The organism is Vreelandella sp. H-I2 (assembly GCF_052959335.1).
Map to the genome: position 1 here is coordinate 407,246 of NZ_JBRAMC010000002.1, position 21,915 is coordinate 429,160.

25 protein-coding genes and 1 tRNA gene are annotated in these 21,915 nt (G+C 53.0%); 12 read left to right on the forward strand and 14 right to left on the reverse strand.

Going from position 1 to position 21,915, the window contains the following annotated elements; genetic code table 11:
* Positions 1 to 7: 7 nt before the first annotated feature.
* Positions 8 to 1,966 (forward strand): ligand-gated channel protein, encoded by a 1,959-nt coding sequence (locus ACUVOF_RS06410; protein ID WP_447043547.1) that lies wholly within the window; start codon positions 8 to 10, stop codon positions 1,964 to 1,966.
* A gap of 165 nt (positions 1,967 to 2,131) precedes the next feature.
* On the opposite strand, the gene ACUVOF_RS06415 is transcribed toward ACUVOF_RS06410, so the two are convergent.
* Positions 2,132 to 2,257 (reverse strand): hypothetical protein, encoded by a 126-nt coding sequence (locus ACUVOF_RS06415; protein WP_447043548.1) that lies wholly within the window; start codon positions 2,255 to 2,257, stop codon positions 2,132 to 2,134.
* 337 nt (positions 2,258 to 2,594) lie between these two features.
* Here ACUVOF_RS06415 and ACUVOF_RS06420 point away from each other — a divergent pair, with 337 nt between their 5' ends.
* From ACUVOF_RS06420 to ACUVOF_RS06440, 5 genes are all read left to right on the forward strand, one after another.
* The gene (locus tag ACUVOF_RS06420) at positions 2,595 to 3,521 is read left to right on the forward strand and encodes an ABC transporter substrate-binding protein (RefSeq protein WP_447043549.1); all 927 of its coding nucleotides are present in this window, start codon (positions 2,595 to 2,597) and stop codon (positions 3,519 to 3,521) included.
* Between the two features lie 56 nt (positions 3,522 to 3,577).
* On the forward strand, positions 3,578 to 4,546 hold the full coding sequence (locus ACUVOF_RS06425) for a FecCD family ABC transporter permease (protein WP_447043791.1): 969 nt from the start codon (positions 3,578 to 3,580) through the stop codon (positions 4,544 to 4,546).
* Positions 4,547 to 4,614: 68 nt separating this feature from the next.
* Positions 4,615 to 5,712 carry a FecCD family ABC transporter permease gene (locus tag ACUVOF_RS06430; protein ID WP_447043792.1) on the forward strand — a complete coding sequence of 366 codons (1,098 nt, stop codon included), beginning with the start codon at positions 4,615 to 4,617 and terminating at the stop codon, positions 5,710 to 5,712.
* A complete protein-coding gene (locus ACUVOF_RS06435; RefSeq protein WP_447043550.1) occupies positions 5,709 to 6,524 on the forward strand; it encodes an ABC transporter ATP-binding protein in 816 nt (271 codons plus the stop codon). The genes ACUVOF_RS06430 and ACUVOF_RS06435 overlap by 4 nt, the downstream gene beginning before the upstream one ends.
* Positions 6,525 to 6,571: 47 nt before the next feature.
* The gene (locus tag ACUVOF_RS06440) at positions 6,572 to 8,380 is read left to right on the forward strand and encodes an ABC transporter ATP-binding protein (protein ID WP_447043551.1); all 1,809 of its coding nucleotides are present in this window, start codon (positions 6,572 to 6,574) and stop codon (positions 8,378 to 8,380) included.
* An 8-nt stretch (positions 8,381 to 8,388) separates the two neighbouring features.
* On the opposite strand, the gene ACUVOF_RS06445 is transcribed toward ACUVOF_RS06440, so the two are convergent.
* Positions 8,389 to 8,970, reverse strand: a complete 582-nt coding sequence (locus tag ACUVOF_RS06445; RefSeq protein ID WP_447043552.1) for a hypothetical protein — start codon at positions 8,968 to 8,970, stop codon at positions 8,389 to 8,391.
* 157 nt (positions 8,971 to 9,127) lie between these two features.
* Between ACUVOF_RS06445 and ACUVOF_RS06450 the strand changes: the two genes are divergently transcribed.
* Positions 9,128 to 9,204 (forward strand) — tRNA-Ile (locus ACUVOF_RS06450).
* Between the two features lie 78 nt (positions 9,205 to 9,282).
* Here the strand turns inward: ACUVOF_RS06450 and ACUVOF_RS06455 are convergent.
* The 12 genes from ACUVOF_RS06455 to ACUVOF_RS06510 all read right to left on the reverse strand — a co-directional run bounded on the left by ACUVOF_RS06455 (position 9,283) and on the right by ACUVOF_RS06510 (position 18,329).
* Positions 9,283 to 10,269, reverse strand: a complete 987-nt coding sequence (locus ACUVOF_RS06455) for a phage integrase (RefSeq protein ID WP_447043553.1) — start codon at positions 10,267 to 10,269, stop codon at positions 9,283 to 9,285.
* Positions 10,266 to 11,558, reverse strand: a complete 1,293-nt coding sequence (locus tag ACUVOF_RS06460) for a hypothetical protein (protein ID WP_447043554.1) — start codon at positions 11,556 to 11,558, stop codon at positions 10,266 to 10,268. The genes ACUVOF_RS06455 and ACUVOF_RS06460 overlap by 4 nt, the downstream gene beginning before the upstream one ends.
* 53 nt (positions 11,559 to 11,611) lie before the next feature.
* The gene (locus ACUVOF_RS06465) at positions 11,612 to 13,015 is read right to left on the reverse strand and encodes a secretin N-terminal domain-containing protein (RefSeq protein ID WP_447043555.1); all 1,404 of its coding nucleotides are present in this window, start codon (positions 13,013 to 13,015) and stop codon (positions 11,612 to 11,614) included.
* The gene (locus ACUVOF_RS06470) at positions 12,996 to 14,060 is read right to left on the reverse strand and encodes a zonular occludens toxin domain-containing protein (RefSeq protein ID WP_447043556.1); all 1,065 of its coding nucleotides are present in this window, start codon (positions 14,058 to 14,060) and stop codon (positions 12,996 to 12,998) included. Before ACUVOF_RS06470 ends, ACUVOF_RS06465 begins: the two co-directional genes overlap by 20 nt.
* Positions 14,060 to 14,410 carry a DUF5455 family protein gene (locus ACUVOF_RS06475; RefSeq protein ID WP_447043557.1) on the reverse strand — a complete coding sequence of 117 codons (351 nt, stop codon included), beginning with the start codon at positions 14,408 to 14,410 and terminating at the stop codon, positions 14,060 to 14,062. The genes ACUVOF_RS06470 and ACUVOF_RS06475 overlap by 1 nt, the downstream gene beginning before the upstream one ends.
* The gene (locus ACUVOF_RS06480; RefSeq protein WP_447043558.1) at positions 14,411 to 15,604 is read right to left on the reverse strand and encodes a hypothetical protein; all 1,194 of its coding nucleotides are present in this window, start codon (positions 15,602 to 15,604) and stop codon (positions 14,411 to 14,413) included.
* 519 nt (positions 15,605 to 16,123) lie between these two features.
* Positions 16,124 to 16,381 (reverse strand): major coat protein, encoded by a 258-nt coding sequence (locus tag ACUVOF_RS06485; RefSeq protein WP_447043559.1) that lies wholly within the window; start codon positions 16,379 to 16,381, stop codon positions 16,124 to 16,126.
* Positions 16,382 to 16,490: 109 nt separating this feature from the next.
* Positions 16,491 to 16,589: a tail virion protein G7P-2 gene (locus tag ACUVOF_RS06490; protein WP_447043560.1), complete on the reverse strand. Its 99-nt coding sequence runs from the start codon at positions 16,587 to 16,589 to the stop codon at positions 16,491 to 16,493.
* Positions 16,590 to 16,600: 11 nt separating this feature from the next.
* Entirely contained in the window at positions 16,601 to 16,936 is a 336-nt protein-coding gene (locus tag ACUVOF_RS06495) for a hypothetical protein (RefSeq protein ID WP_447043561.1), read from the reverse strand.
* 376 nt (positions 16,937 to 17,312) lie between these two features.
* A complete protein-coding gene (locus ACUVOF_RS06500; protein ID WP_447043562.1) occupies positions 17,313 to 17,522 on the reverse strand; it encodes a hypothetical protein in 210 nt (69 codons plus the stop codon).
* 19 nt (positions 17,523 to 17,541) lie between these two features.
* Positions 17,542 to 18,126, reverse strand: coding sequence for a hypothetical protein (locus ACUVOF_RS06505; protein WP_447043563.1), 585 nt, complete (start codon positions 18,124 to 18,126; stop codon positions 17,542 to 17,544).
* Entirely contained in the window at positions 18,123 to 18,329 is a 207-nt protein-coding gene (locus ACUVOF_RS06510) for a DNA-binding protein (protein WP_447043564.1), read from the reverse strand. The genes ACUVOF_RS06505 and ACUVOF_RS06510 overlap by 4 nt, the downstream gene beginning before the upstream one ends.
* Positions 18,330 to 18,443: 114 nt before the next feature.
* Between ACUVOF_RS06510 and ACUVOF_RS06515 the strand changes: the two genes are divergently transcribed.
* The 5 genes from ACUVOF_RS06515 to ACUVOF_RS06535 all read left to right on the forward strand — a co-directional run bounded on the left by ACUVOF_RS06515 (position 18,444) and on the right by ACUVOF_RS06535 (position 21,875).
* On the forward strand, positions 18,444 to 18,737 hold the full coding sequence (locus ACUVOF_RS06515; RefSeq protein WP_051430520.1) for a helix-turn-helix domain-containing protein: 294 nt from the start codon (positions 18,444 to 18,446) through the stop codon (positions 18,735 to 18,737).
* 64 nt (positions 18,738 to 18,801) lie between these two features.
* The gene (locus ACUVOF_RS06520) at positions 18,802 to 19,461 is read left to right on the forward strand and encodes a DUF2726 domain-containing protein (protein WP_447043565.1); all 660 of its coding nucleotides are present in this window, start codon (positions 18,802 to 18,804) and stop codon (positions 19,459 to 19,461) included.
* Positions 19,454 to 20,104: a hypothetical protein gene (locus ACUVOF_RS06525; protein WP_447043566.1), complete on the forward strand. Its 651-nt coding sequence runs from the start codon at positions 19,454 to 19,456 to the stop codon at positions 20,102 to 20,104. Before ACUVOF_RS06520 ends, ACUVOF_RS06525 begins: the two co-directional genes overlap by 8 nt.
* Positions 20,105 to 20,725: 621 nt before the next feature.
* Positions 20,726 to 20,935 carry a hypothetical protein gene (locus tag ACUVOF_RS06530; protein WP_447043567.1) on the forward strand — a complete coding sequence of 70 codons (210 nt, stop codon included), beginning with the start codon at positions 20,726 to 20,728 and terminating at the stop codon, positions 20,933 to 20,935.
* A gap of 109 nt (positions 20,936 to 21,044) precedes the next feature.
* Positions 21,045 to 21,875, forward strand: coding sequence for an alpha/beta hydrolase (locus ACUVOF_RS06535; protein ID WP_447043568.1), 831 nt, complete (start codon positions 21,045 to 21,047; stop codon positions 21,873 to 21,875).
* Positions 21,876 to 21,915 lie beyond the last annotated feature (40 nt).

Sequence of the window (21,915 nt, forward strand, 5' to 3'; positions counted from 1 at the left end):
CGAAGTTATGTCTCCCTGTTTGCGCCGTACGCTGCTGGCCAGCGCCATCTCTTCGCTTGCCAGTAGCGCACTATGGGCACAAGAAACGCCCCGTTTAGACGATATGGTGGTCACTGCGTCGGGTTTTGAACAGCAGGTTACCAATGCGCCTGCGTCTATCAGCGTGGTTTCCCGGGAAGAGTTAGAGCGTGGCCACTATCAAAGTGTCACCGATGCGCTGCGCGATGTGCCCGGTGTGATTATCACTGGCGGGGGCGCAGGGGATAACGGCCAAGATATCTCCATTCGCGGGATGCCCTCCCAATACACGCTTATTCTGGTGGATGGTCGTCCGCAAAATTCCCGTGAGTCCCGGCCCAATGGTAGTGCTGGGTTTGAGCAAGACTGGCTGCCGCCGCTACAGGCCATTGAGCGAATTGAAGTAGTGCGTGGGCCCATGTCGACGCTTTACGGCTCCGATGCCATCGGCGGTGTCATTAACGTGATTACCCGCAAGGTTGCGCAGGAGTGGCACGGTAATGTGCAGCTCGACACCGTGCTTCAGGAAGACAACGACTCCGGCGATAGCCGCCAAGCTAACTTTTATCTTAGCGGTCCCTTGGTGGGAGAACGGTTAGGCCTTCAGCTTTACGGGCGCGCCTCTCAGCGCGACGAAGACAATATTCTTAACGGCTACGAAGATAAAAGCCTGCAAAGCCTCACCGCGCGATTTACGCTTGCTGCCTCGGATAACCACGATTTCACTGCCGAAGCAGGTATTACCGAGCAGGAGCGTCAGTCGCTAATGGGAAACTCGGCGCCATCAGAGGGCTGCAGAGGTGGCTGTGAAGACAGTTTCAATGAATTTACCAACCAGCACGTTGCGCTAACCCACAGTGGACGCTTTGATTGGGGTACCAGCGAAACCTACATCCAGCAAGAGAGCAGCGAAAATAAATCGCGTGATATTGAAATCACCAATACCACGGCCAAAACCAGCGCGGTCATTCCGCTGGGAATGCATATGCTGACGGTAGGGGCGAACTACGAAGAAGAGTCGCTTAAAGATAGTACAACGAACAAAATATCCGACCGCAAAGAAATTGAGAACAGTCAGTGGGCGCTGTTTGTTGAAGATGAGTGGATGCTTACCGATTCCTGGGCATTGACCGGCGGTTTACGTGTTGATGATGACGATAATTACGGTAGCCATTTAAGCCCGCGTCTTTACAGTGTGTGGAATATGACGCCTGACTGGACGTTGAAAGGCGGCGTCTCGACCGGTTATCGTGCACCTAACCTGCGCGAGATTACTCCCGACTGGGGGCAGGTCAGCCGTGGTGGCAATATTTACGGCAATCCTGATCTTGAGCCAGAGACTTCGCTCAATAAAGAGCTGGCCCTGCTTTATACCAGCGAAACTGGCTTGAACGGCAGCGTCACGGTATTCCATAATGACTTTGACGATAAAATTACTCGTATTGCTTGCCCCATCGATATCTGTACAGATGGGGCTAACGATTATGGTAGCGACCCGACTTACCGCGTCAATGTGGACGAGGCCATTACCCAAGGCGCCGAAGTCAGTATTGCCGCGCCGCTAAACGATGCTCTAGCGCTAACGGCCAGCTACACCTTCACCGATAGCGAGCAAAAAAGCGGTGAATACGCGGGCGAGCCGCTAACTCAACTGCCGCGTCACCAAGTATCGGCTACGCTGGATTGGCAAGCCTCGGCTAAGCTCAGTCAGTGGACAAAAGTGACCTACCGCGGTGAAGAGAGTCAACCAACTACCGGCCCTTCGAGCAGTTCCCTTGTGGCCCCTTCCTACACCTTTGTAGATGCAGGCGTTGGCTACCAGCTAAATGAATCGACTCAACTGAACGCGGGTATCTACAACCTATTCGATGAAGCGATCGACTACGACGAGTACGGTTATGTGGAAGATGGTCGCCGTGTTTGGTTGGGTCTTAACGTCGCTTTCTAGATTTTATAGACAAGTAATTAGCGCAATACAACAGCGGCTATCCAGCGATAGCCGTTTTTTTATTGCGAGCGAACGCTAAGGCTATTAACTAAAAAAGCCCCGGCGCATAGCCGGGATAGAAGGGGAGCATCGAAACAGTAATTGAAACTTGAGAGTTAGCGATGATTAGAACTCGTAACGGGCTGACAACCACAGACGGCGGCCTTCTTTGCTATTGGCGTAGCGGTTGCCGTAGCAGGTTTGTGGGTTGCCCGCACGGTCGGTGGATGCATAGCCCTGATAGTCGCCCAAGTCATCATAGGAGGGAGCGCCGCGTACGCTCTCACGGTTACGTTAGCGTTTGCTACGGTACTCCGCTGAGAGCCAAGCAGGGGCGAACTGGTAGTGCGTAAACCAGTCAATTTGTTAATGATATTAATTTTCAAAATAATGTTTAAATGCTAATAATATTTTACAAATACGAGTATTTTCAAAAAAACTTTTGTTGCGACTTTTGAAACCTAGTGCTCTGGAAGAGCGGTTCCAGTTAAGTGTTGCGTGGTATGGAACGCTGTATTCGCAGGAATGTTGATGCAAGTGCTTTTGATAATCGTTACTATTCTGTTCAATTCAACAGCGAGGACACTTTATGCGGGCCGCTACGTTACGCAATAGCATTGTGGTACTACTAATGAGTGCATTATTGGTGAGTGCCGCTCAGGCACGTACGCTGGATACCGCTTATGGCGATATAGAAGTGGAAGGCACACCGGAACGTGTGGTCACGCTGTACGAAGGGGCGTTAGATGCCTCTTTGGCCGCTGGTATAACGCCGCTGGGAGCAGTGACCACACGCGGTGGTGACAACGTAGCTGAGTATGTGGAAGCGCATTTAGGCGAAGATCGTCCCGCGATTATGGGCGTGGTCCGCGAGATTAATATTGAAGCCGTGCTGGCGCAGCAGCCCGATCTGATTCTGGCGCCAGCACAGCTCTCGGACGAGCAGTATCAACTGCTTTCTCGCATTGCGCCGACCGTAGTGCCCCATGCTCAGCCGCTCGCTGCTGATAACTGGAAAGCTGAAGCGCGTCTTTACGGTGAAGCATTAAACCGTGAAGAGGCTATCGAAGACGCTATCAACTCCGTTGAACAACGCTCGTCTGCGTTGGCAGAAGCGCTAGCAGATGCCAATATCAGCGGTACGGCTTTTTTAGTCCGCTGGATGCCCGGAGGCCCAATGGTAATGTCGGAAAATTTGATCGCGACAGGGTTGTTAGAGCGGGTCGGCCTTGATGTCCAAGGCGCAGATTTGATTGGCGAACGTGGCGTACACAGCGATGTCCTTAGTCTGGAGAACCTCTCTCAAGTAGACGGTGACTGGCTCTTCCTGGCCACTCTTAACGAAGATGGACAGGTAGCATTAGAAGCGGCAAAACAAAGCCCTGCGTTTACTCGGCTTAATGTGGTTCAGCAAGAGCAGGTAGTGCCTGTTAATGGTCAGCTGTGGAGCAGTGCTAATGGCCCATTAGCTGCCCAAGCGATTCTTGATGATATAGAGGCTGCCTTGTTGCCGTGACGGTTCCACGTTTTGCAACGCCTAACGTTACCAGGCGTGCCACTTCCCGTACCCTAATGTTGCTACTACTCACCGCCCTTATGGCGGTGAGTGTGGTTAGTTTGTTGATCGGAGCGGGCAGCGTTGGCCCCTTAAGGGCGTTAGCGATGCTCTTCGGCGAGCATGACAGCGAAGCGCGTTTCGTGATTTGGGAACTGCGTGCACCGCGAACGTTAATCGGTATTGTGGTAGGTATGGCATTAGGTGCATCGGGTGCGCTACTGCAGGCGGTAGCGCGTAATCCATTGGCCGAGCCGGGGCTGTTAGGGGTGAGTGCTGGCGCAGCTTTTGCTGTGGCGCTTGCCTTAGTGCTGGGTGCCAGTGCCGCTACTTTGCGCATTTCAGTTGCACAGTTAGGTGCCTTAGTGGGCTGCGTTTGCGTTTTAAGCGTTGCGCGCTTTCGTGGTGTCGGTAACGACCCTATACGCCTAGTGCTCGCCGGGGCTGCTTTCTCTGGTCTATTAGCGTCACTCACATCGTTAATACTACTTTACGACCAACGTGCCGCTGACGAAATTCGTTTCTGGGTCATTGGCAGTTTAGCCGGGCGACGCCTTGACGACCTGATTGCCGTGCTGCCTAGCTTATTGTTAGCGACAATAGTGGTCGCTTTAATTGCCCGTCCCCTCGCCGCTCTGGCCCTAGGCGAGCGTGTTGCTTCTGGGTTGGGTCATCACCCAAACCTCATTCGTTGGCTGGTCGTGGCTTGCGTGGCGCTTTTAGTCGGTGCGGCGACTGCCATCGCCGGTCCAATTGCGTTTGTGGGGCTGGTGGTGCCGTTTGTTGCTCGCGCTTTTGCGGGGCCTGATATTCGCCGCACGCTGTGGTTCTGCCTGCCCATTGGTCCTTTAATTGTGCTGTCGGCTGATATTATTTCGCGTGTGGTGGTTGCTCCTTCGGAGCTTCCATTGGGAGTGCTTACTGCGCTTTGTGGTGCGCCCGTACTGATAGCCGTCGTGCGTGCACGTCGCTTACCGATGTTATGAGTTGGTTCATGAAAGCCACATCTATACGTTCCTCTGCTATTCATTCCTCATCAGATAGAACCATTGATATGCCTTGCGCTTCTGACGATCAGGCGCGCGAAGGAGAAAATGGCAGTGTACCGCCACCGCAAGGCTACTGGCGGTTGGCGTGGCGAAGCCGATATGGCGCAAACAGCCTTTTGTTCGAACAACGTGCAGTGGTGATTAACCTTGGCCTGTTAGTCACGCTGTTGCTCGCTTGTATGCTTTATCTAAGCCTAGGCAGCGTTAAGGTGGCGCCGGGGGCGGTGCTACAGGCGCTACTTGGCAACGCTGACATGATGGCGAACTTTGTCGTGCAAGAGCTACGGTTGCCACGTTTAACCGCTGCCTGCTTCACTGGTGCGGCCTTTGCATTGGCAGGCATACTCATGCAAACGCTAGCCCGCAATCGCTTGGCGACACCCGGTATTATCGGTATTGATAATGGTGCGACGGCGTTTGCCGTGGCATCCATCGTCGGGGTCGGCTTTTCCATTGCGCCCCCAGCCATGGCGTTGGCGGGGGCCACTACCGCGGCGGTGCTTACCTTTGGCCTTGCGGCAGGCAGTGGTACCCAGGGGTATCGCTTTATCGTGGCGGGAATAGGTGTTGGCGCCGTGTTTGGGGCGATCACTCAACTGTTACTCGCCCGGGTGGCGATTGACACCGCTAATGCCGCCTACCCATGGACCGTGGGTTCATTGAATGCCCGCCCCATAGGCGCACTGCAGTTATTGATGTTGGGATTAGGTCTCGGCTTAGCAACCGCACTGGCACTAGCGCGTTCGCTAACACTGCTACGTTTTAAGGATGCCACCGCTAGCGGTTTAGGGGTTAAGGTTAAACATCGGCGACGGGAAGTGCTGTTACTGTCGGTAGCGCTGACTGCCTTGGCGGTAGCGGTCGCTGGGCCGGTAGGCATGGTGGGGCTTATTGGCCCCGAAATTGCCCGTTCACTTTCCAGTTCACGCAGCGTACCCATTTTGGCGGCGACGCTATCGGGCGCGCTGGTGATGGTGCTTGCAGACCTAGCCGGGCGCACGCTGCTGGCGCCTATCGAGATTCCGGTTGGTATCGTTACGGCTGTGGTCGGCGGGCCCTGGCTGCTATGGATATTAATGCGCCCTCAACGGAGCTTCACATGAGCCAAGCCCCGACATCACCCATGCCTTCACTGGCGACTCAATCACTGGGCATGAGTTATGGAACTCGCCAAGTGATTGAAGATTTGGATATCTCCTTGCCTAGTGGCCAAGTCACCGCCATTGTGGGCCCCAACGGCTGCGGTAAATCAACGTTGCTGGCTGGGCTTGCCCGTTTGCATAAACCCGATAGCGGAGCTGTATTGCTAGATGGTGCCGATATTCAGCGCCTGCCTACTCGTCAGTTGGCCACTCAATTGGCGCTGTTACCCCAGGAGGCGGTGGCGCCGGAGGGCTTAACCGTCACTGAGCTAATTCGCTTTGGCAGACAGCCCCATCAAGGCTGGCTGCGCCAGTGGTCGGCGGAAGATCAGCGCGTGGTACAACACGCGTTGGCAGCGGCAGGGCTTGAGCAACTCGCCGACCGGCCGATTGATGCGCTTTCCGGCGGCCAGCGCCAGCGGGCCTGGATCGCCATGACCATCGCCCAGCAAACCCCGCTGTTGCTTCTCGATGAACCCACCTCGGCATTGGACCTTGGCCACCAGATCGAAGTCTTCGAACTGGTCAAGCACCTTGCCCATCATGGCCGCACCGTGGTGATGGTGTTGCACGATCTTGCTAGCGCCTGCCGTTATTCCGACCATCTAATCGCCATGCGCGAGGGTCAGATCGTTGCGGAAGGCCCACCCGCTGCGGTGGTTACGCCAGATTTAGTCCGAACGCTTTATCAAGTAGAGTGCACTCTATTAACTGACCCTGATACCGGCAGCCCGTTGCTTGCCAATGTGCGGCGTTCTCGGGTAGGTGCCTAGTTTAAGTCTATCGTTTGGTCTACGAAAAATTTAAGAAAGGAACGCTTGTGTCTTCTCCTTCACTCAGTTTTCAAGCATTGGTGCGGCTACTGCGCTATGCCAAAGGCTATCGGCGGCGCATTGCTGCCGCCACCGCCTGTTCAGTTATCAACAAGCTGTTTGATATTGCCCCAGAGATTCTGATTGGTGTTGCCATCGATGTAGTGGTTAACCAAGAACAAAGTTTTGTCGCAAGCCTAGGGTTTGAAACGCCACAACAGCAGATCACCATGTTGGCGGTATTGACGTTTGTTATCTGGGCGGGGGAGTCACTGTTCGAGTACCTGTTCCAAATCCTGTGGCGCAATCTGGCCCAGCGACTACAGGCGGATATGCGCCAGGATACCTATGAGCACGCCCAGCGTCTGGATATGGCGTTCTTTGAATCGAAAAGCTCCGGCCAGTTAGTGGCCACCATGAACGATGACGTCAATCAGCTCGAGCGCTTTTTGGACGGTGGCGCCAATGCGTTAATTCAAGTGCTCGTTACCGTGGTGGCGGTAGGTGCGGTTTTCTTTGTGCTTTCGCCGCTCATCGCGTTGTTGGCGTTCACGCCTATTCCGCTGATTATCTGGGGCGCGTTTTTCTTCCAGCGTAAAGCAGGGCCGCTCTACAGCGATGTGCGTGAGAAGGTCGGAGATTTGGCCAGCCGGTTATCCAACAACCTTAGCGGCATTGCGACGATTAAAAGTTTTACCAGTGAGGATCGCGAAGCCAAGCGCCTACGCGATGCAAGTGAAGCCTATGTGGAAGCCAACCGCCGTGCGATCAAGGTTAGCTCTGCGTTTATTCCCGTTATTCGCATGGCGATTTTGGCGGGCTTTCTCGCCACCTTCACCGTGGGCGGCATGATGGCACTCAACGGCTCGCTGAATGTGGGCGCTTATGGCGTACTGGTGTTTCTAACCCAGCGGCTGCTCTGGCCGCTCACCGGCCTGGCTCAGGTAATCGACCTGTTCGAGCGCGCCATGGCCAGTACGCGGCGGATCCTTGATCTACTGGAAGTGCCTATCACCGTTAAAGACGATAGCACCACTCCGCTTTGTCAGCCGGTACGCGGCGAAGTGACGATTGATAACGTGAGCTTTCGCTACGCTACCAGCCAGGTCGGTGTCGATGGCATTCAGCTACACGTGCCCGCTGGCAATACCTTGGCACTGGTGGGGGCGACGGGGTCGGGTAAATCTACCCTGGTCAAGCTGTTGCTGCGCTTCTACGACCCGGAAAGAGGCCGAGTGCTGATTGACGGCCAGCCCATCACTGACGTCAGCATGAACTCACTGCGCCAGTCGATTGGCTTGGTGAGCCAAGACGTTTACCTGTTTGAAGGCAGCATTCGCGACAATATCGCCTACGGTAAGCCCGACGCGGACGCCGCTGCGATTATCGATGCCGCCAAAACAGCCGAAGCGTGGAGCTTTATCGAGACGCTACCCCAAGGGCTGGATACGCCGGTAGGGGAGCGGGGCGCGCGGCTTTCCGGCGGCCAACGCCAGCGGCTCTCTTTAGCAAGGGCGCTACTTAAAGACCCACCTATTTTAGTGTTGGATGAAGCCACCAGTGCAGTGGACAACGAAACCGAAGCCGCCATTCAGCGCTCACTAAAACGCATCGCTCATGGCCGCACAGTCATCATGATTGCTCATCGGCTTTCCACGATAGTCCACGCCGATGAAATCGTCGTGATCGAGAAAGGCCAAGTGGCCGAGCGGGGTAGCCACTCAGACCTATTGGCGACTAATGGCCATTACGCCGCCCAATGGCGAGTACAAACTGGCGAAGCCCAGGCGGGGGATATAGAAGCACTCAGTGTTTAAATGACGTTTTAGCGGTTAACTAACAGGGCATTCAGAGTGACGGGTACATGCTCATCAATCTCCTGATAGCCCAACATCGACAGCACGGTGCGCACCGTGCTGTTCGCCATTAGAACTCTCCCATCCATCGCCATTGGCTCGGCATGGGTCACGCGTATTTCATTCAATCCTTCACGAGTAAACCGCAACGGTACGGTTTCCTGTTGGTTAATCATGTCTGACTGAACGCTAAAGGTCAGTGTTTCTACAAGCGATTCACCCATGTCCAAGCCGTCCAACCGCTCAGGCGGCATTTGCGCCACCAGCGTCACTAAGGTGGTGTTCGCCAGCATCCCTATCCACGGCGGCAGCTCGCCAAAGCGTTCCAGCACATCGGTTTGGCTGAGCTTTAACGGTAAGCGCAGGGTGCCATCGCTGGAGATATCGCCTTGAAGGTCGCGTACTTGATGGTGATGCGTTTGCGGCGCCTCGCCATTTAATTGAGTAATTGACGCTTGTACCTGGGACTGGGCCGGGTCAAGCTGCCAGTCAGCGTGTACGGGCAACGCCAACAATAAGGGCAATAGAGCAATCAATGCTTTCGCTTTCACAGACGTCTCCACATAAAGAACGATTCAACAAACCAAGAGCTACCCACCAGACCCCAAGGCATGCAATAAGTGCCGAAAAAAATGCCACAATGACATTAAGATAGCGTGATGGGGCTAGCCTCACACCGCCACATTCGCTATTATATGCACGCTTTTCGGGCCTATAGCTCAGTTGGTTAGAGCAGGGGACTCATAATCCCTTGGTCGTAGGTTCAAGTCCTACTGGGCCCACCATTAAATCAAAGACTTACCCTCCACTGTACCCTCCCTCGCTGTACCTTTTTTCGCTAGTGTCTACAAAGTGTCTACACCCTAGAATTTAGGCCCGTATGTGACGGCTTCCGTCAGATGGTCAGGGGCTACGTGTGCATAACGCATGGTCATTTGTATGGATTGATGACCGAGTATCTTTTGCAGTGTTAATAAGTTGCCGCCGTTCATGATGAAATGGCTGGCAAATGTGTGTCTTAGCACGTGGGTTCGTTGTCCTTTAGGCAGTGTAATACCTGCTTTATTAATAGCATTGGTAAATGCTTGGTAGGCATCGCGAGGGAATAGGCGCCCGATCTCTGGGCCGTGTGCCTTGAGGCGTTGATAGAGGTCATCGGAAAGCGGTACCGACCGGCTACGTCCATTCTTGGTGTCGACGTAGGTGACACGGCCATCCCTGACTAATTCAGCGCGTAGATATTGGGCTTCGCTCCAGCGGGCTCCAGTGGACAGACAAAGGGTCGCTATTAGCGTGACGTGTTTGTTACGTGACTGCTTTAATTCTTCAAATAGTATTTTGATCTGTTCGTGGGTGAGGTAACTAAGCTCACGCTCTGGTAGTCGTATGGCTTTAATCGCGGCAAAGGGATTGTCGCCGTGCCATTCTCCTAGCTGTATGAGAACGTTAAAAACCGCTCTGAGATAGGCGATATCGTGGTTAACGGTATTGGGTGAGAGTCCTTGTTCAAGCCGAAATTGGCGGAATTTTGCAGCGCTTGCAGGGCGGATCGTGTAGGCATAGGGGTTCTCCATAAGACCCACTAGCTGATGCAGCTTGGCGAGGCGTGACCGGCCATCCTTGAGCGTGGCGCCGTGCATGTCGTACCAGAGTTGAACCAGTTCCAGTAAACGTCTGCGGTCTTTTTTCTTTGGTACGTAGTCTTCACCCTGGGCCGCTTTGGTAAGCAACTGGGCTTCAAAGCGCTTTGCTTCTCCCTGAGTAGGAAGTGTTTTTCTAATACGTTTGCCATAGCGACCGTCCGGCCATATATCGACCTTCCAACCACCTTTGACCTTTTTGATGCTCACGCGGCTTTCCCTACCAATCGTCGTTCTATGAGCTTTTGCTCTACTATCTGCCTGAACTGCGCGGAGTCGACCCCTCGACGGCGGTAGTATTCTGCTAGGTCTTCCCACATGCCGGAGCGTTGGAGGAAGCGCACCGCTTGATGGGTGCGGAAGCCTTGTCGGGCGTAAATGCTGATGAGGTTGCCAAACGCGAGGGTGACGTTCTTCTCATTGCCTAAGCCAGGTGTTTTGCGAGCGCGTTTATACATGAACGCAGGCTCATGGCAGTAGAAGCGGGCGTCTTCCTGCATAAGCTGCCAAGCAGGGTCGATAAGGTCGCGGCTGTGGTTGAGGCGGTATGACTGCATGGCGGTTCGCCAGAGGCCGGAGAGGTGAGGTACCACGTCAATGAAGCGGTTGAACCCGTGGGAGGCGTCCAGCACTTCGCCGGTATCGACGTTGCAGGGTATGCCCATCGCGAACTCACGAAGCACCGATTGATGGAAACGCAGCTCGATACGCCAGACGGTTTTTTCAGGATCGTAGGCGGAGCTGAGGTCATCATTTACGGCGTGTTTCCAGATGCCTTCCCAGAAGTGCATTTTGTCGCGGTGTTTGGCTTCAAGCGTTTTGTTGTAGATCGAGCATTGAAGCGCCCCAGCAGTACCAAACATATAGGTTTCACCACGCCCATAGGTGGTGGCAATGGTGTTGTGGGCAAACTCCAGCTCTTCAATGCCATCAATGCGCATGATCTTTTTAGATCGGGTCACAAAACGCTGCATGAAGTCTTTGGGAGGCTCCCAGCCTTGAACGTCTAGCGCGAGGTGGATGGCACAGCCGACCGGTTCCACGTAGGCGAGCATGTGCGCTGCGATGTTGTACATGAAGTCTTGGCAGTCTTGGGGGCTACGCTCTTGGATGAAGTGGGGGGAGAGCTCGATTTTTAGGTGAGTACCGATGTTCTCTACCTTGGTATGCCGCGCCTGGAAGAACACGATCACGCCTAGCTCATTGTTTTGGAGACGGTAGCGGAAGCCTGAACCGGCTGCGCCGGCCCCTACTGACCAAGTGACATCAAACAGTTCCATGGTGGCACCGTGGCCTTCGTTGTAGACACTTATAATTTGATCAAACTGGTATAGGCAGGGTTTGCCCTGGTAGAGCTGACGAACGGTATCCACGCCAGCATTCAGCAATTTGATTCCCCCTAGCGACTTTTGGCCCTTCTGGGAAATAAACAAGGAGCCCCGTGCATCCTGTTCACCCTTGATCAATGAGTCTTGTGAATAGCGTTCCCAACGTTTCATTTTTCAAATGTTCCTTACTGTCAGGTAATGGCAGGTTTCCGACGGTTTCACCGTTATTCTGCGAGACGTGTTACAGGGATGGTCTCGACCGCTTGCCGCCAGTTCATTGCAACGAAATTGGCTGTGATCGAGCCGGTTTGATCGTTGGTTTTGGCGAGTTGGGTCGCGTCGTAACGGGGTAGCACGGTGGCCTGGAGCAGCACGTGGAGGTTGGTACGTTGGGTGGAGGTGGATTCGTTTTGGAACAGACGACCGGCAACGGGGACGCTGGAGAGGCCTGGAACGCCGGAGACCTGGGAACGGTCGTCCTGTGACGAGAGGCCGCCTAAAAGCAGGGTTTGGCCGGAGCGAATCTGAACGGTGGTGTTGATTTGGCGTTGGTTGGTGATGATATCGGACGCTAACAGGGAATCCGTGAGTGAGTCGGCGGAGGTGGTGATATCCATGATGACCAAACCGGAAGCAGTGACCACCGGTAGCACGTTTAAGCGTATGCCTACGTCACGGCGTTCGATGGTCTGAAAGGGGCTGTTTACGTCCGCAGATTCGCCAGTCACGCGACCCGTCACAAACGGTACATTCTGGCCGATAGAAATAGTGCCGCGCTTGCCGGAGAGGGTAAGAATTTGCGGTGTGGATAACACGTTAGAGCTTGAGTCGCGCTGTAAGGCGTTGATGGCAAAGGCCAGAATATCACCGTCGAAGATCCCGAAGGTACCGCCCGACGAGGCGAGAGAAGTGCCCAAATTATCGGTGTTAAAGCCGCCCACGATACGGCTACCGGTTGCCCGACCCAGTGAGACGCCTAGATCAAAGGTGTCCCCATCGGTCGTTTCAAAGATGACTGCCTGAATGAGTAATTGAGGGTGGGCAACGTCTACTTGCGGGAGCAGTTCTTGCAGTTGGGTAAGCTGCTTTTCCGGTCCTTTGGCCAAGATGGCGTTTGAGGCATGAAGCACCTGCACACGCGGCAGGGTGGTGCCGTCCTGGGCGTTCTGGGTCAGAAAGCTAGTCACCAACGGAGCGATATCGTCAGCGCGTACATTGTTGAACGAGAACAGGTGTGTGGCCTGGGGTTCTGGTGGCGGTGTCAGCGTGGGCGCGTTGGCGATTGCGGCGGCGGGATCGTATGGGCCGGTTGGTTGCGGGTTGGTCATCGGCGCTTGGCTGGACGGTGCAACGGTCGGCGGATTACCAGGGAGGATGGTGTAACCGTGCGAACTCAGCACACCTTGAAAGAATTCATCCAACTGGTGATCGGGGACCTCGGGCGCGTATACGGTGAGTGTGCCGGTGGCGGTGGGGTGAATGGCCAACGGGGTATCGGTTTGCTCAACATACCAACGCACGAAGTCGCGGATATCGGTGTCTTGCATCTGGATCGGTGTAGCGTTGGCGGTGGCGGCGAACGTGGCCAGGGCTAACGTGGCGGCGGTGTTAGCAACGAATTTCAGCATGGGTAACTCCATTTTCTACGCGAACAAGACAGGCGCTCACAGGGACGATGGCAAAGCCTTGGCGGGCGAGATCGTCGGTGGTGAGGGTCTGGCGGTCGCTATCAATGAGGCGGTAAGTGGTGTGCTCGCCAAACTGGCTAAAGCTGGCGATACGGGTGGTACTGAGGTGGGGCAGTTCTAGCGGTGCAGCAGGGGGAGCAGCGTCGGGTGATCGAGCGTTGACGCGATCGGCCACGAGGACCGACAGGGTGATAAAGCAGCCCAGCGCAAACGAGGCCAGGGAGAGAAACGGACGGTTAAAGCGTTTCCAGTAGATACGGGTCATTTTCATGTAAAACCTCGCGTCACGCGGTACCCGCAATCTGCCGTGGGTAAGCCAGGGCGGCAGCACGGAGTAAGTGCCGTGGGGGTAGTGGTCAGAGAAGGCTTGTTTGGTGTCATACGCGGGATAGAGCGCGCGACCGGTGTAGGTCCAGCGTTCAACGGTGAGGCTTTGGGGAGAGTCGCCGTATTTGACGATACCTAGATGCACTTTTGGCATGGGCATCTTTGAGCCCATGAACATCGAGTAAAGCGCGCCGATGAAGGGCACGGAGACACGATCCAGGCGGCGGCAATAGACCACGTGTTCCGCGAGAGCGACGCGGGCTTGCTTGTCCATGATCGACAAGTCTTGAATCAGAAAAATAATATCCCAGCCCAATTTGCGAGCATGGAGAAACCAGTTGATCACATCCTGGCGGCTTTTATCGTTCCAGGAGCGAGCGTTAAACCACGTACCGCATTCATCGAGCACCAACAGGCCGTTTTTGTTTTCGTCGTAATCGTCGGTACCGGTACCGATGGACTCCAGGTCGGTAAGGACGGGTTTATCAGGGATGCGGTAGCAGCGGGTTAGCTTGGCGTGTTCACCAATCAACTTATCCAGATTCAAATCCAGATTGGTGGCCACCTTGCAGCCCTGGGTAAGCTTGTCCTTGATCTTGCCCACGGCAACCAGGGTTTTACCGGCGCCCAATTTGCCGGTGACGACGTAAACGGCCATTAGAGAACGGGCCTCCCTTGCTCCCAGTCGATCAACTGCTTTTTCTGCTGGAAGACCCACATGGCCACTTTGCTGCTGTAAATGGCGGCAATACAGCCTTCGAAGTTATTAGGCTTGATAGCCCCAATGCCTTGGGCAAGGTCTGCAGGGAGCGTAGTGCTAATCGTGCTGATTATGGCGGCAAAGGTGACCCCCAAGCCGACAAGGAGCGTGATATACAGCGTTGTCCAAATAAGTGCACCCGCTAAGCGGTTGGTAAAGCGGGAGGCAATACGGGTGATAAACCATTCCAGGGCGCGAGAGAAAAAGCTGATGATTGCGCCCATGCCGAGCAGTGCAGGAAGTGCCATCTATGCTGTCCTCTGACCAGAGCGAAAGAAGGTGTCGACGATGCTGACGACCGTCCAGAAATAGATAATCCAGGTCAGCCAGGACTTGATTAAATCGAAGGGTCGACAGGAGATTTCGATGGGGCCAAACGCGATAGGGGTACAGCCACCAGAAGGCAGCGAGGGAAGGCGCGAGGTAATTTGATCGGCAATGTCGGAAGTAGCACCGTCGCCGATTTGATCCATGAGGGCGTTTACTTCGCCGGTGTATTCCTGTTCTTGCGCGGCGACGCCATCCAGGGTTTCATCCATGCCGGAGGCGTCGAACAGGTCGTCACCATCACCGAGGTCTTCAGTAAAGCGTGAGGTGAGTTTATCAACCATGCGGTTAAGCAGTTTGGAAATGCCACCTAGTAAGCCATCGCCTTCACCGTCTTCACCTTCTCCCTCGCCATCCCCGTCACCGTCGCCTGTGTCATCGCCAATACTGCCCAGGCCTAAGCCCTTGAGAGCATCGGTAAAGGTGGTGCCTAGAGCGTCAAGTGAGTCAGTGATGGTTTCTGTTTGGCCATCAATGGTGTCGGTCACGTCGCTGGTTTGGTCGCTCAGCGCGTCAGTAACCGTAAGAGAGGAGAAGTCAATTTGCTCATTAATCTCCCTCGTCTGATCACTAAGGGAGCCGGTTACATCGTTGGAGAGTGCGTTAATGGCGTTACGGTTGGATTGGCCAGATGAACGAATAGCTTCAATGATGCCGGATTCGTCAAACTCAAATTCCGGTACAGTTGAACCGCCACCAGAGCCGCCACCATTGTCATTGTCGGAATCATCCCCGCCACCGGTATCGCCACCACCGTTGTCACCGCCTGGGTCAGTGGGATCGGTTGGGTCGGTAGGATCGCCACCACCGTTGTCACCCCCACCCGTATCACCGCCAGTGTCGCCACCACTACCACCACCGCTAGATGATTTAGTGTGAGTATTACCGGAAGAATCAACATAAGAAAAATAGTCGGGAGCAGACTCCCAATCGACTAGATACGAGGTATCGCCAATCTTGACGCAGCTAGACGGGTCAGAGCACCCCCCAGGAAGTGCATTTAGATAGTCAGGCGCACTAAAATCGATAACAGAGAAAGTACCATCACCACCAGCGTTTAAATTAGCGTCAACAGCATCAGGGTTAGGCTTTTGGCCCGTTGCAGAAGCTTCCAAGGTAACAGTACATTGCACTTCATCAGAGCCAACCTGAGAGCAGACAGCAGCAGAACCAGTAACAGCACAAGCCCCGCCAGCGGTAGAAGCCGATCCCCCAGAGGTTAAGTAATTAGCAGATGAAGCCGAGACAGGAACACTTGAGCCGGAATACTGCGCACACTCTTCATCAGTATAAGTAAGGCCATATACAGTTGTATTTGCAGGTTTTACAAAAGTTTCAAGGTCAGCAGCGGAACCGTATTTAAAAGCAACTCTATTTTTTTCACCTTTATAATTATTCTGACAACCAATTACCCATGCAAAGGCAGCACCGTAATTAGTCGTATAATAATTCGCATAAGCCCCACAAGACATAGGCGTTAAATAGGAAGATTCTTTAATAGCCGCGTCAGAATCAGCAGAAAACACCATTAAAAAAGGCACTATAAGAGTTAATAAAACGGCTTTTTTAATCATGTTCCCCTCGCGATATAAAAAGGGGCGTTTCCGCCCCTTGGTGTCCCTTGCTTAGCGGTATTAAGAAGCGCGGTTAGCAAACTTCTTAAACAGCTTGATGCCAATTAACGCGGCGGTGATAGACGCCACGACCGGCCATGCGTAACCGGCCATTTCAGCACCCGAGGCGGAGACTTCATCGAAGGCCGCAGCGGCACCGGTGGCTTCCTGTGCGTGAACGGCTGCCGAACCCATCAGCAGAGCGGCACCGCCTGCCACTTTGGCTTGTGTGGTCTGAACGGCGGTTTTTGCGTTTTGAAAGAGTGCTTTCATGGTCATTAGACTGACTCCATAAATTTCTTAGTGATGACGACGATGTGTCCGAATGCCCAACCAGCGGCATACGAGGTGAAAAGAGAACCAACCACAAACGTTAAGCTCGGATCGTTCATCGTTGGCCCCCACTTACCGCGCCGATCCCGAAAGCGAGAACGAGGCCGACGCAATAAACCAGGAGCCACAGACCGGAAAGTTCAGATGTGTCCATGGCTCAGAATCCTATTTTTTGTCGCTGTTGGTAGCGGGTTGTTGCTGGCTACCGGTGGCGTTGGGTCGGCGGGCGGCAAGTACGTGAAGCACGGTTTTGCCACCGGCAGCCGCGGAAGAGGTGCGGAGCTCGATATCAAGTTCCATGGCACAGGGCATGTGTGGAGCAGCGGCGTGGAGCTGGTCGAAAATCTCATAGGGCGCCGTCATGACGCTGACCTGATTACCGAGAGCGTTTTCGTTCTCGGCTGAGGCAGCTTGCATGATGGAAATTTTGGCGCCCTGAATGCCGTTATCCATCTTGTAGCGAGAGGCACCGATAACGTGGGCTTGAATGGTGTTGATCATGGTGATGTTTCCTTTTCGTTAGCGTTGGGTTCTGGCGGCTTGGGTTAAGCAGTAGTCCGCGAGAATGGCTAGCTCAGTGGTTTCAGGTGTTACGCCGTTTCGTACCAGTGCCAGGTATTCGGCCTGTGCGTAGTAGGTGGCGGCGCGTGCATAGTCCCTGCCGTGGAGGCACCGCTGGCCCCGCTCCCTCAGAGCTCGGGAATCAAGGCAGGGGGATGTCCCAGCCCGCCCTCCGTGGCCCTTCTGTCGCGTCGCACGGCAGCCCACCTCGGGGCCGCTGTCAACCGCTCGTGCCTCGGGTATGACAGCGGCCCCGAGGCGGGCTAAGGGCACCGTGCGACCGAAGGGCGACGGATGACGGGCAGGGGACACAGGATCAGGCCTCGTTGCCGTGGGGAGCGGGGGAGGCGTCACCCGCAGGGGCTTTCAGCGGTGCTTTTTGGCCGCTTTCTAGCTGGGTCAGGCCGTACTGAATCAGATGTTCCCCCAAGGCGGAGGGGGTGAGGCCGTTAGTGCCTGCCTGGATCAAGTACCGGCTGTGAATCTCTTGATCGAGAAACACGCGGATGGGCTGTTTTTTACTCATGTGCATAACTCCGAAAGGGCTAAAGGCCGTTGTGGATAAAGGGCGACGCGTTAGCCGTGGGGGTGTGGATAGGTGTGCCAAGAAGCAAATTTTCATAGCTTCGGAGGTTTTGCTTGATGGCGTGGCGAATCTGGCCGCCGACTGAGCGACCTTTTAGCTCAGCTAAGCGCTTCATTTCCTCGTAGACCGATGGTTCAACCATCATGGAAATGGTGATTTTCTTTTCTTTTGTGCGGCGAGCAGGTGCAGGGGCGCGGTCGGTGGCCTGGACAAGGCCGTAGTGCTTGGCGAGGTAGTCGAGAGCGTGCTGGTAGTGCTTAAACACGATGGCGTAGGTCTTACCGCCGTCGATTTTGCTAAAACGGGTAATGGTGGCGTCTTCTAGGTCGAGGGCGAGCATGTGGGCCGCAGGCACCGCGATAAAGCAGAAGCCGCCAGCAGGGACGATGTGCTGATGTAGCAATACGTTGTCGAGGGTGGCTTCACCGTCCAGCAGCAGGCGTTGAGTGCAAATAGTGAGGCCTTCCATCTCCAGCAGCGTTAAAGGGGCTGCTAGCGTGGCGGTAGGGGCTTTAGTGGCGACAGCGCCCATTAAGGCATTCATGACCACTCCTCCGCGTTCAGGCACTGTGCGTTGAGGAGGGCGACGTTGATCATGCGGTAACGACCTACCTTAATGGTGGGGAGGTAGCCGCGGCGGATGTGACCTTGAATCACACCTTCATCTAAACCGGAGAGCTGTGAGAAGCGTTCGATGGTCATTGTTGGCACATTAGCCGGGACCTGGGGCGCGATGCTCGTTTCCATGTGTCATTACCTGCACTGTAATGGGCTGTGATAGTCTTTGAATTAGAATTCGACTTTTTGAAAATCTGGTGTATCTCATATGGAACACCATGTCTCAAATGGAATATAGCCCATATGGACAATACGTCAACCCCTATTGGGGAAAAAATTCGTGAAGTACGCGAAGTCCAGGGATTAGGAAGGCAAGCGTTTTGCGATATGACTGGGGTTCCAAAGCAAACGCTGATAAATGTAGAAAACGGAAGAAATGAGCCTTCATTCAAAGTAATGAAGAAAATTGTTGATGCATTTCCGCAGTACACGATGTGGTTAATGCATGAACAGGTGATCGAAGAAGCAGGTCAAATCAGCCCACAAATAGAAAAAGCTCGTGCTGACCTCAAGAAAACGGGAACGGATACCAACTAGCAAAAAGGGTTGTTGATAAATGGTTCCAGGGGGAAGGCATTGTGGATAAAGGGGGCAGAGAAGAATGGTAGATATGAATTTTTTGGGTGCCCTCCCACCAATATTGTTTACTTTTTTGATTGGGGTAATAGCGCTTAAATTTTTAGAGCTTTTGTTTTGGGAGAAAACATGGCAGTCATTTTTTAATGCTTTTTTAAAAGGGCTGAAAGACGATGGCGCTAGTAGTCGAAATAATAAAAGATATCACTCAAAGAATAGGCGGAAAGAGCCTGAAGTAAAAGAAGCTGTTATGAACTCAGAGTCGTTATCTGAAACGCTGCTTAGAAAAGGGGAGGCGTACATAGGTAACGACTTTTTAATGTCTCCAACCGAACGAGACGTTTACAAAGTTTTAGAACGTGCTTATGGGGATAAGTATTATATATTTGCTCAGGTGCGTGTTGTGGATGTTTTGAGTCCTAATGCCAGGAAATACCATACGTGGACAAAGGAGTATCAGGCACTTTTTAGGCAAGTGTCTCAGTGGCATTTTGACTACTTGATGTGCCATAAAGAAGACTTCCGCATCTACTGCGCGTTAGAGCTAGACGACTCCAGTCACGAGCGCCCGGATCGACAGCGTAGGGACAGGATTTTAAACGCTGTATGTAGTGATGGTGGAGTTGAGTTGAAAAGAATGCGACTGAATCATAAAAGTAAAAAAGTAGAGGTGATATATGGATAATCAAATTCCATTGCTAGTGGCTATACTTGCAGGTCTAGTGGCTTTAGGAGGTGCATTGATAAGCCGAATGTCTAAAATACATGAATACAAGTGGAAAAAATTAGAGGAAATAAAAGAATTAGTTCAAGGTTTATGTCTTGATATGAAAAAGATAAGCTCTATCAGCTCAGCTAAAGATAATATTAGGAATTTTGACCTTTGGATAGATAATGCTGATCATGCATATAGTTCTGCCGGAGAGCTGAAATTAGTTTATGAAAATCTTTATGGAAATGATTTTACACCCGAAGGATATTCAAGACTAATAGAAAATGCAGAATCGAAAAAATTTAGTTTAATTATGAATATGAATTTTTTTAATCATTTTTTAATGAAAAGGAAAAGGTATTTCAAGAAATATAAACAAAATGTAGATGTTTTTTTTGGAGATAAGGAAGCTAGGTTTAAAAAGGAGTATTTGATTCTCGTTGAAAGGGATTTGATTGACTTTTGTAAAAAAATAGATAAAGAATTAAGCACGCTTACTTTGTTGGAATATGCAATTATACTTTCAATTTTGGGTGGGATGGGCTTGTTGTTATACATTATTGGAGGAGGGCAGTTTCCGTATGGATATATTGAGTTGTTTGATAGATTTAAGTAATGAATTAGGTTTTTTTGCCATTAAATTAGTGTGGTTACTTGAATGTTGATCTAATGGAAAGCAAAATAGTTAAATTAAAGGTGTGGTTGGATGGTAAATTATAGTTAACGAATTTTTGTCCACAAAACGTCAACAAGGATGAAAATTATAGACGAGTATAGACAGACATGAATTATATAACTGATTGAAAAGACGACTAAAGCCGATTATTGGCATGCTATTCACACGGCTCATAATCCCTTGGTCGTAGGTTCAAGTCCTACTGGGCCCACCAATTAAATCAATTGGTTACAGATGTTAAAGCTTCTTTCCGTCAGTGCTTGGTTGCCAATCTGCGGCAACCTGGCAACCACGCTGTCAAATCGTGTCGGATCGGCATGAGCATATCGGCTGGTCACCGTCAGAGATGAATTCCCCAGCAAATCCCTAATACTCTTCAGTAATTGCTCCTGCGTAACAATATCGTCCGAACAATAGCTCCATTAGAAATACGCGCTCGAGCAGGGGCTTAAGTTCTAAGTTGGCCATGTGCTTCGGTAATTAGAAGCGCAGGGAAGATTAGTACGTATTGGTAAGGGGCTATACGCTAAAGCGCGCTCAAACCGTATCACGGGTAAGCCAATGATTGCGGCGCCCGGTGGCTTTGATCAAGCCGCTAAAGAGGCATTAAATCGCTTAGGAGTGCAGTGGGAGCCGACCAGTGCCGAAAAGGCTTATCAGGCGGGCCGCACACAAATTCCGACGCGAGTGATGGTCAAAGTGAAAGGACCGTTTCATCGCCAGATTGCCTACGGCGAATATCGCTTGGGTAGTGAACGTGCTTCTGCATGAAGATTTGTCGTGCCTCTCGAACTCAAGCCTCAATGCTATAAGGTATGGTCGAGCTACCCGTGCGAATATTCTGCCATTCCAGAAATAGCACGGTGAAAAGGAATCGCTTTTGAATATTGAGTTAATGCGGAACGGCCGGTGTTACCTAGTCATGGGACTGCTGCTATGCACTCTGCTGACGGCTTGCGCCGCCCCCATCGAAGATCCCCAGCGCGCACCCCTGAATGCCTTGACGCAGGCTGGATTCGACCCGGTCAAGCTGGAAGCACCGCTCAGGGCTTGGGTGCGTGAGACTTACGACGATACCAAGAAAGCCCCCTGGCATGTCTATCTGGAAGGAGATGGCAATGCATGGTTACGTGGCGGCGTACCCAGTCCGAACCCGACACCACGTTCACCCGTGGCGCTATGGCTGGCCCTGGAGGATACTTCGCACCGAGTGGCGTATATCGCGCGGCCTTGCCAGTGGTTCACTTCACTACCGGATGGTTGTCAGCCATCGATATGGACTGATGAACGCTACGGAGAGCAGGTGCAGCAATGGCTGCTAGAAGCCATTCAGATGATAACTGGCGATCAACCTGTTCGGTTGGTAGGTTTTTCGGGTGGTGCGCACTTGGCGTTACAGCTGGCACCCTTCTTACCAGAGGTCGATGGGGTGGTATCAGTGGCAGGCAACCTGGATGATAAGTTGTTCGCCGAGCACCATCGTTTGCCAGCGCCTCGTCATGTGCCGAAAGGGATAATGGAAGTGCCGTTATGGAGCCTGAGCGGAGGTGCGGATCGCACTGTGTCTCCTGAACTGACCGAGCGCATGCTCAAGGCACGCGGGGGGCGCTGCCAGTCACACCAGGTATTTGATAGAGTTGAGCATGTAGGGCCGTGGCAGCTTAACTGGCCGCGCATTCAGGACTTCTTGGAAGATTGTGCGAGTCGCTGAGGTGGCCAGGGAAGGGAAAAAGGCGGGTGCCCCTCATGGG

Excerpts from the sequence above, each read along its gene's own strand:
- ACUVOF_RS06525 (WP_447043566.1), top strand. The coding sequence starts at position 19,454 with ATGGATAATCAAATTCCATTGCTAGTGGCTATACTTGCAGGTCTAGTG.
- ACUVOF_RS06425 (WP_447043791.1), top strand. The coding sequence starts at position 3,578 with ATGTTGCTACTACTCACCGCCCTTATGGCGGTGAGTGTGGTTAGTTTG.
- ACUVOF_RS06490 (WP_447043560.1), bottom strand. The coding sequence starts at position 16,589 with ATGGACACATCTGAACTTTCCGGTCTGTGGCTCCTGGTTTATTGCGTC.
- ACUVOF_RS06485 (WP_447043559.1), bottom strand. The coding sequence starts at position 16,381 with ATGACCATGAAAGCACTCTTTCAAAACGCAAAAACCGCCGTTCAGACC.
- ACUVOF_RS06510 (WP_447043564.1), bottom strand. The coding sequence starts at position 18,329 with ATGGAAACGAGCATCGCGCCCCAGGTCCCGGCTAATGTGCCAACAATG.
- ACUVOF_RS06420 (WP_447043549.1), top strand. The coding sequence starts at position 2,595 with ATGCGGGCCGCTACGTTACGCAATAGCATTGTGGTACTACTAATGAGT.
- ACUVOF_RS06410 (WP_447043547.1), top strand. The coding sequence starts at position 8 with ATGTCTCCCTGTTTGCGCCGTACGCTGCTGGCCAGCGCCATCTCTTCG.
- ACUVOF_RS06430 (WP_447043792.1), top strand. The coding sequence starts at position 4,615 with ATGCCTTGCGCTTCTGACGATCAGGCGCGCGAAGGAGAAAATGGCAGT.
- ACUVOF_RS06435 (WP_447043550.1), top strand. The coding sequence starts at position 5,709 with ATGAGCCAAGCCCCGACATCACCCATGCCTTCACTGGCGACTCAATCA.
- ACUVOF_RS06495 (WP_447043561.1), bottom strand. The coding sequence starts at position 16,936 with ATGATCAACACCATTCAAGCCCACGTTATCGGTGCCTCTCGCTACAAG.
- ACUVOF_RS06500 (WP_447043562.1), bottom strand. The coding sequence starts at position 17,522 with ATGAGTAAAAAACAGCCCATCCGCGTGTTTCTCGATCAAGAGATTCAC.
- ACUVOF_RS06530 (WP_447043567.1), top strand. The coding sequence starts at position 20,726 with ATGATTGCGGCGCCCGGTGGCTTTGATCAAGCCGCTAAAGAGGCATTA.
- ACUVOF_RS06470 (WP_447043556.1), bottom strand. The coding sequence starts at position 14,060 with ATGGCCGTTTACGTCGTCACCGGCAAATTGGGCGCCGGTAAAACCCTG.
- ACUVOF_RS06475 (WP_447043557.1), bottom strand. The coding sequence starts at position 14,410 with ATGGCACTTCCTGCACTGCTCGGCATGGGCGCAATCATCAGCTTTTTC.
- ACUVOF_RS06520 (WP_447043565.1), top strand. The coding sequence starts at position 18,802 with ATGGTAGATATGAATTTTTTGGGTGCCCTCCCACCAATATTGTTTACT.
- ACUVOF_RS06505 (WP_447043563.1), bottom strand. The coding sequence starts at position 18,126 with ATGAATGCCTTAATGGGCGCTGTCGCCACTAAAGCCCCTACCGCCACG.
- ACUVOF_RS06460 (WP_447043554.1), bottom strand. The coding sequence starts at position 11,558 with ATGAAACGTTGGGAACGCTATTCACAAGACTCATTGATCAAGGGTGAA.
- ACUVOF_RS06515 (WP_051430520.1), top strand. The coding sequence starts at position 18,444 with ATGGACAATACGTCAACCCCTATTGGGGAAAAAATTCGTGAAGTACGC.
- ACUVOF_RS06465 (WP_447043555.1), bottom strand. The coding sequence starts at position 13,015 with ATGCTGAAATTCGTTGCTAACACCGCCGCCACGTTAGCCCTGGCCACG.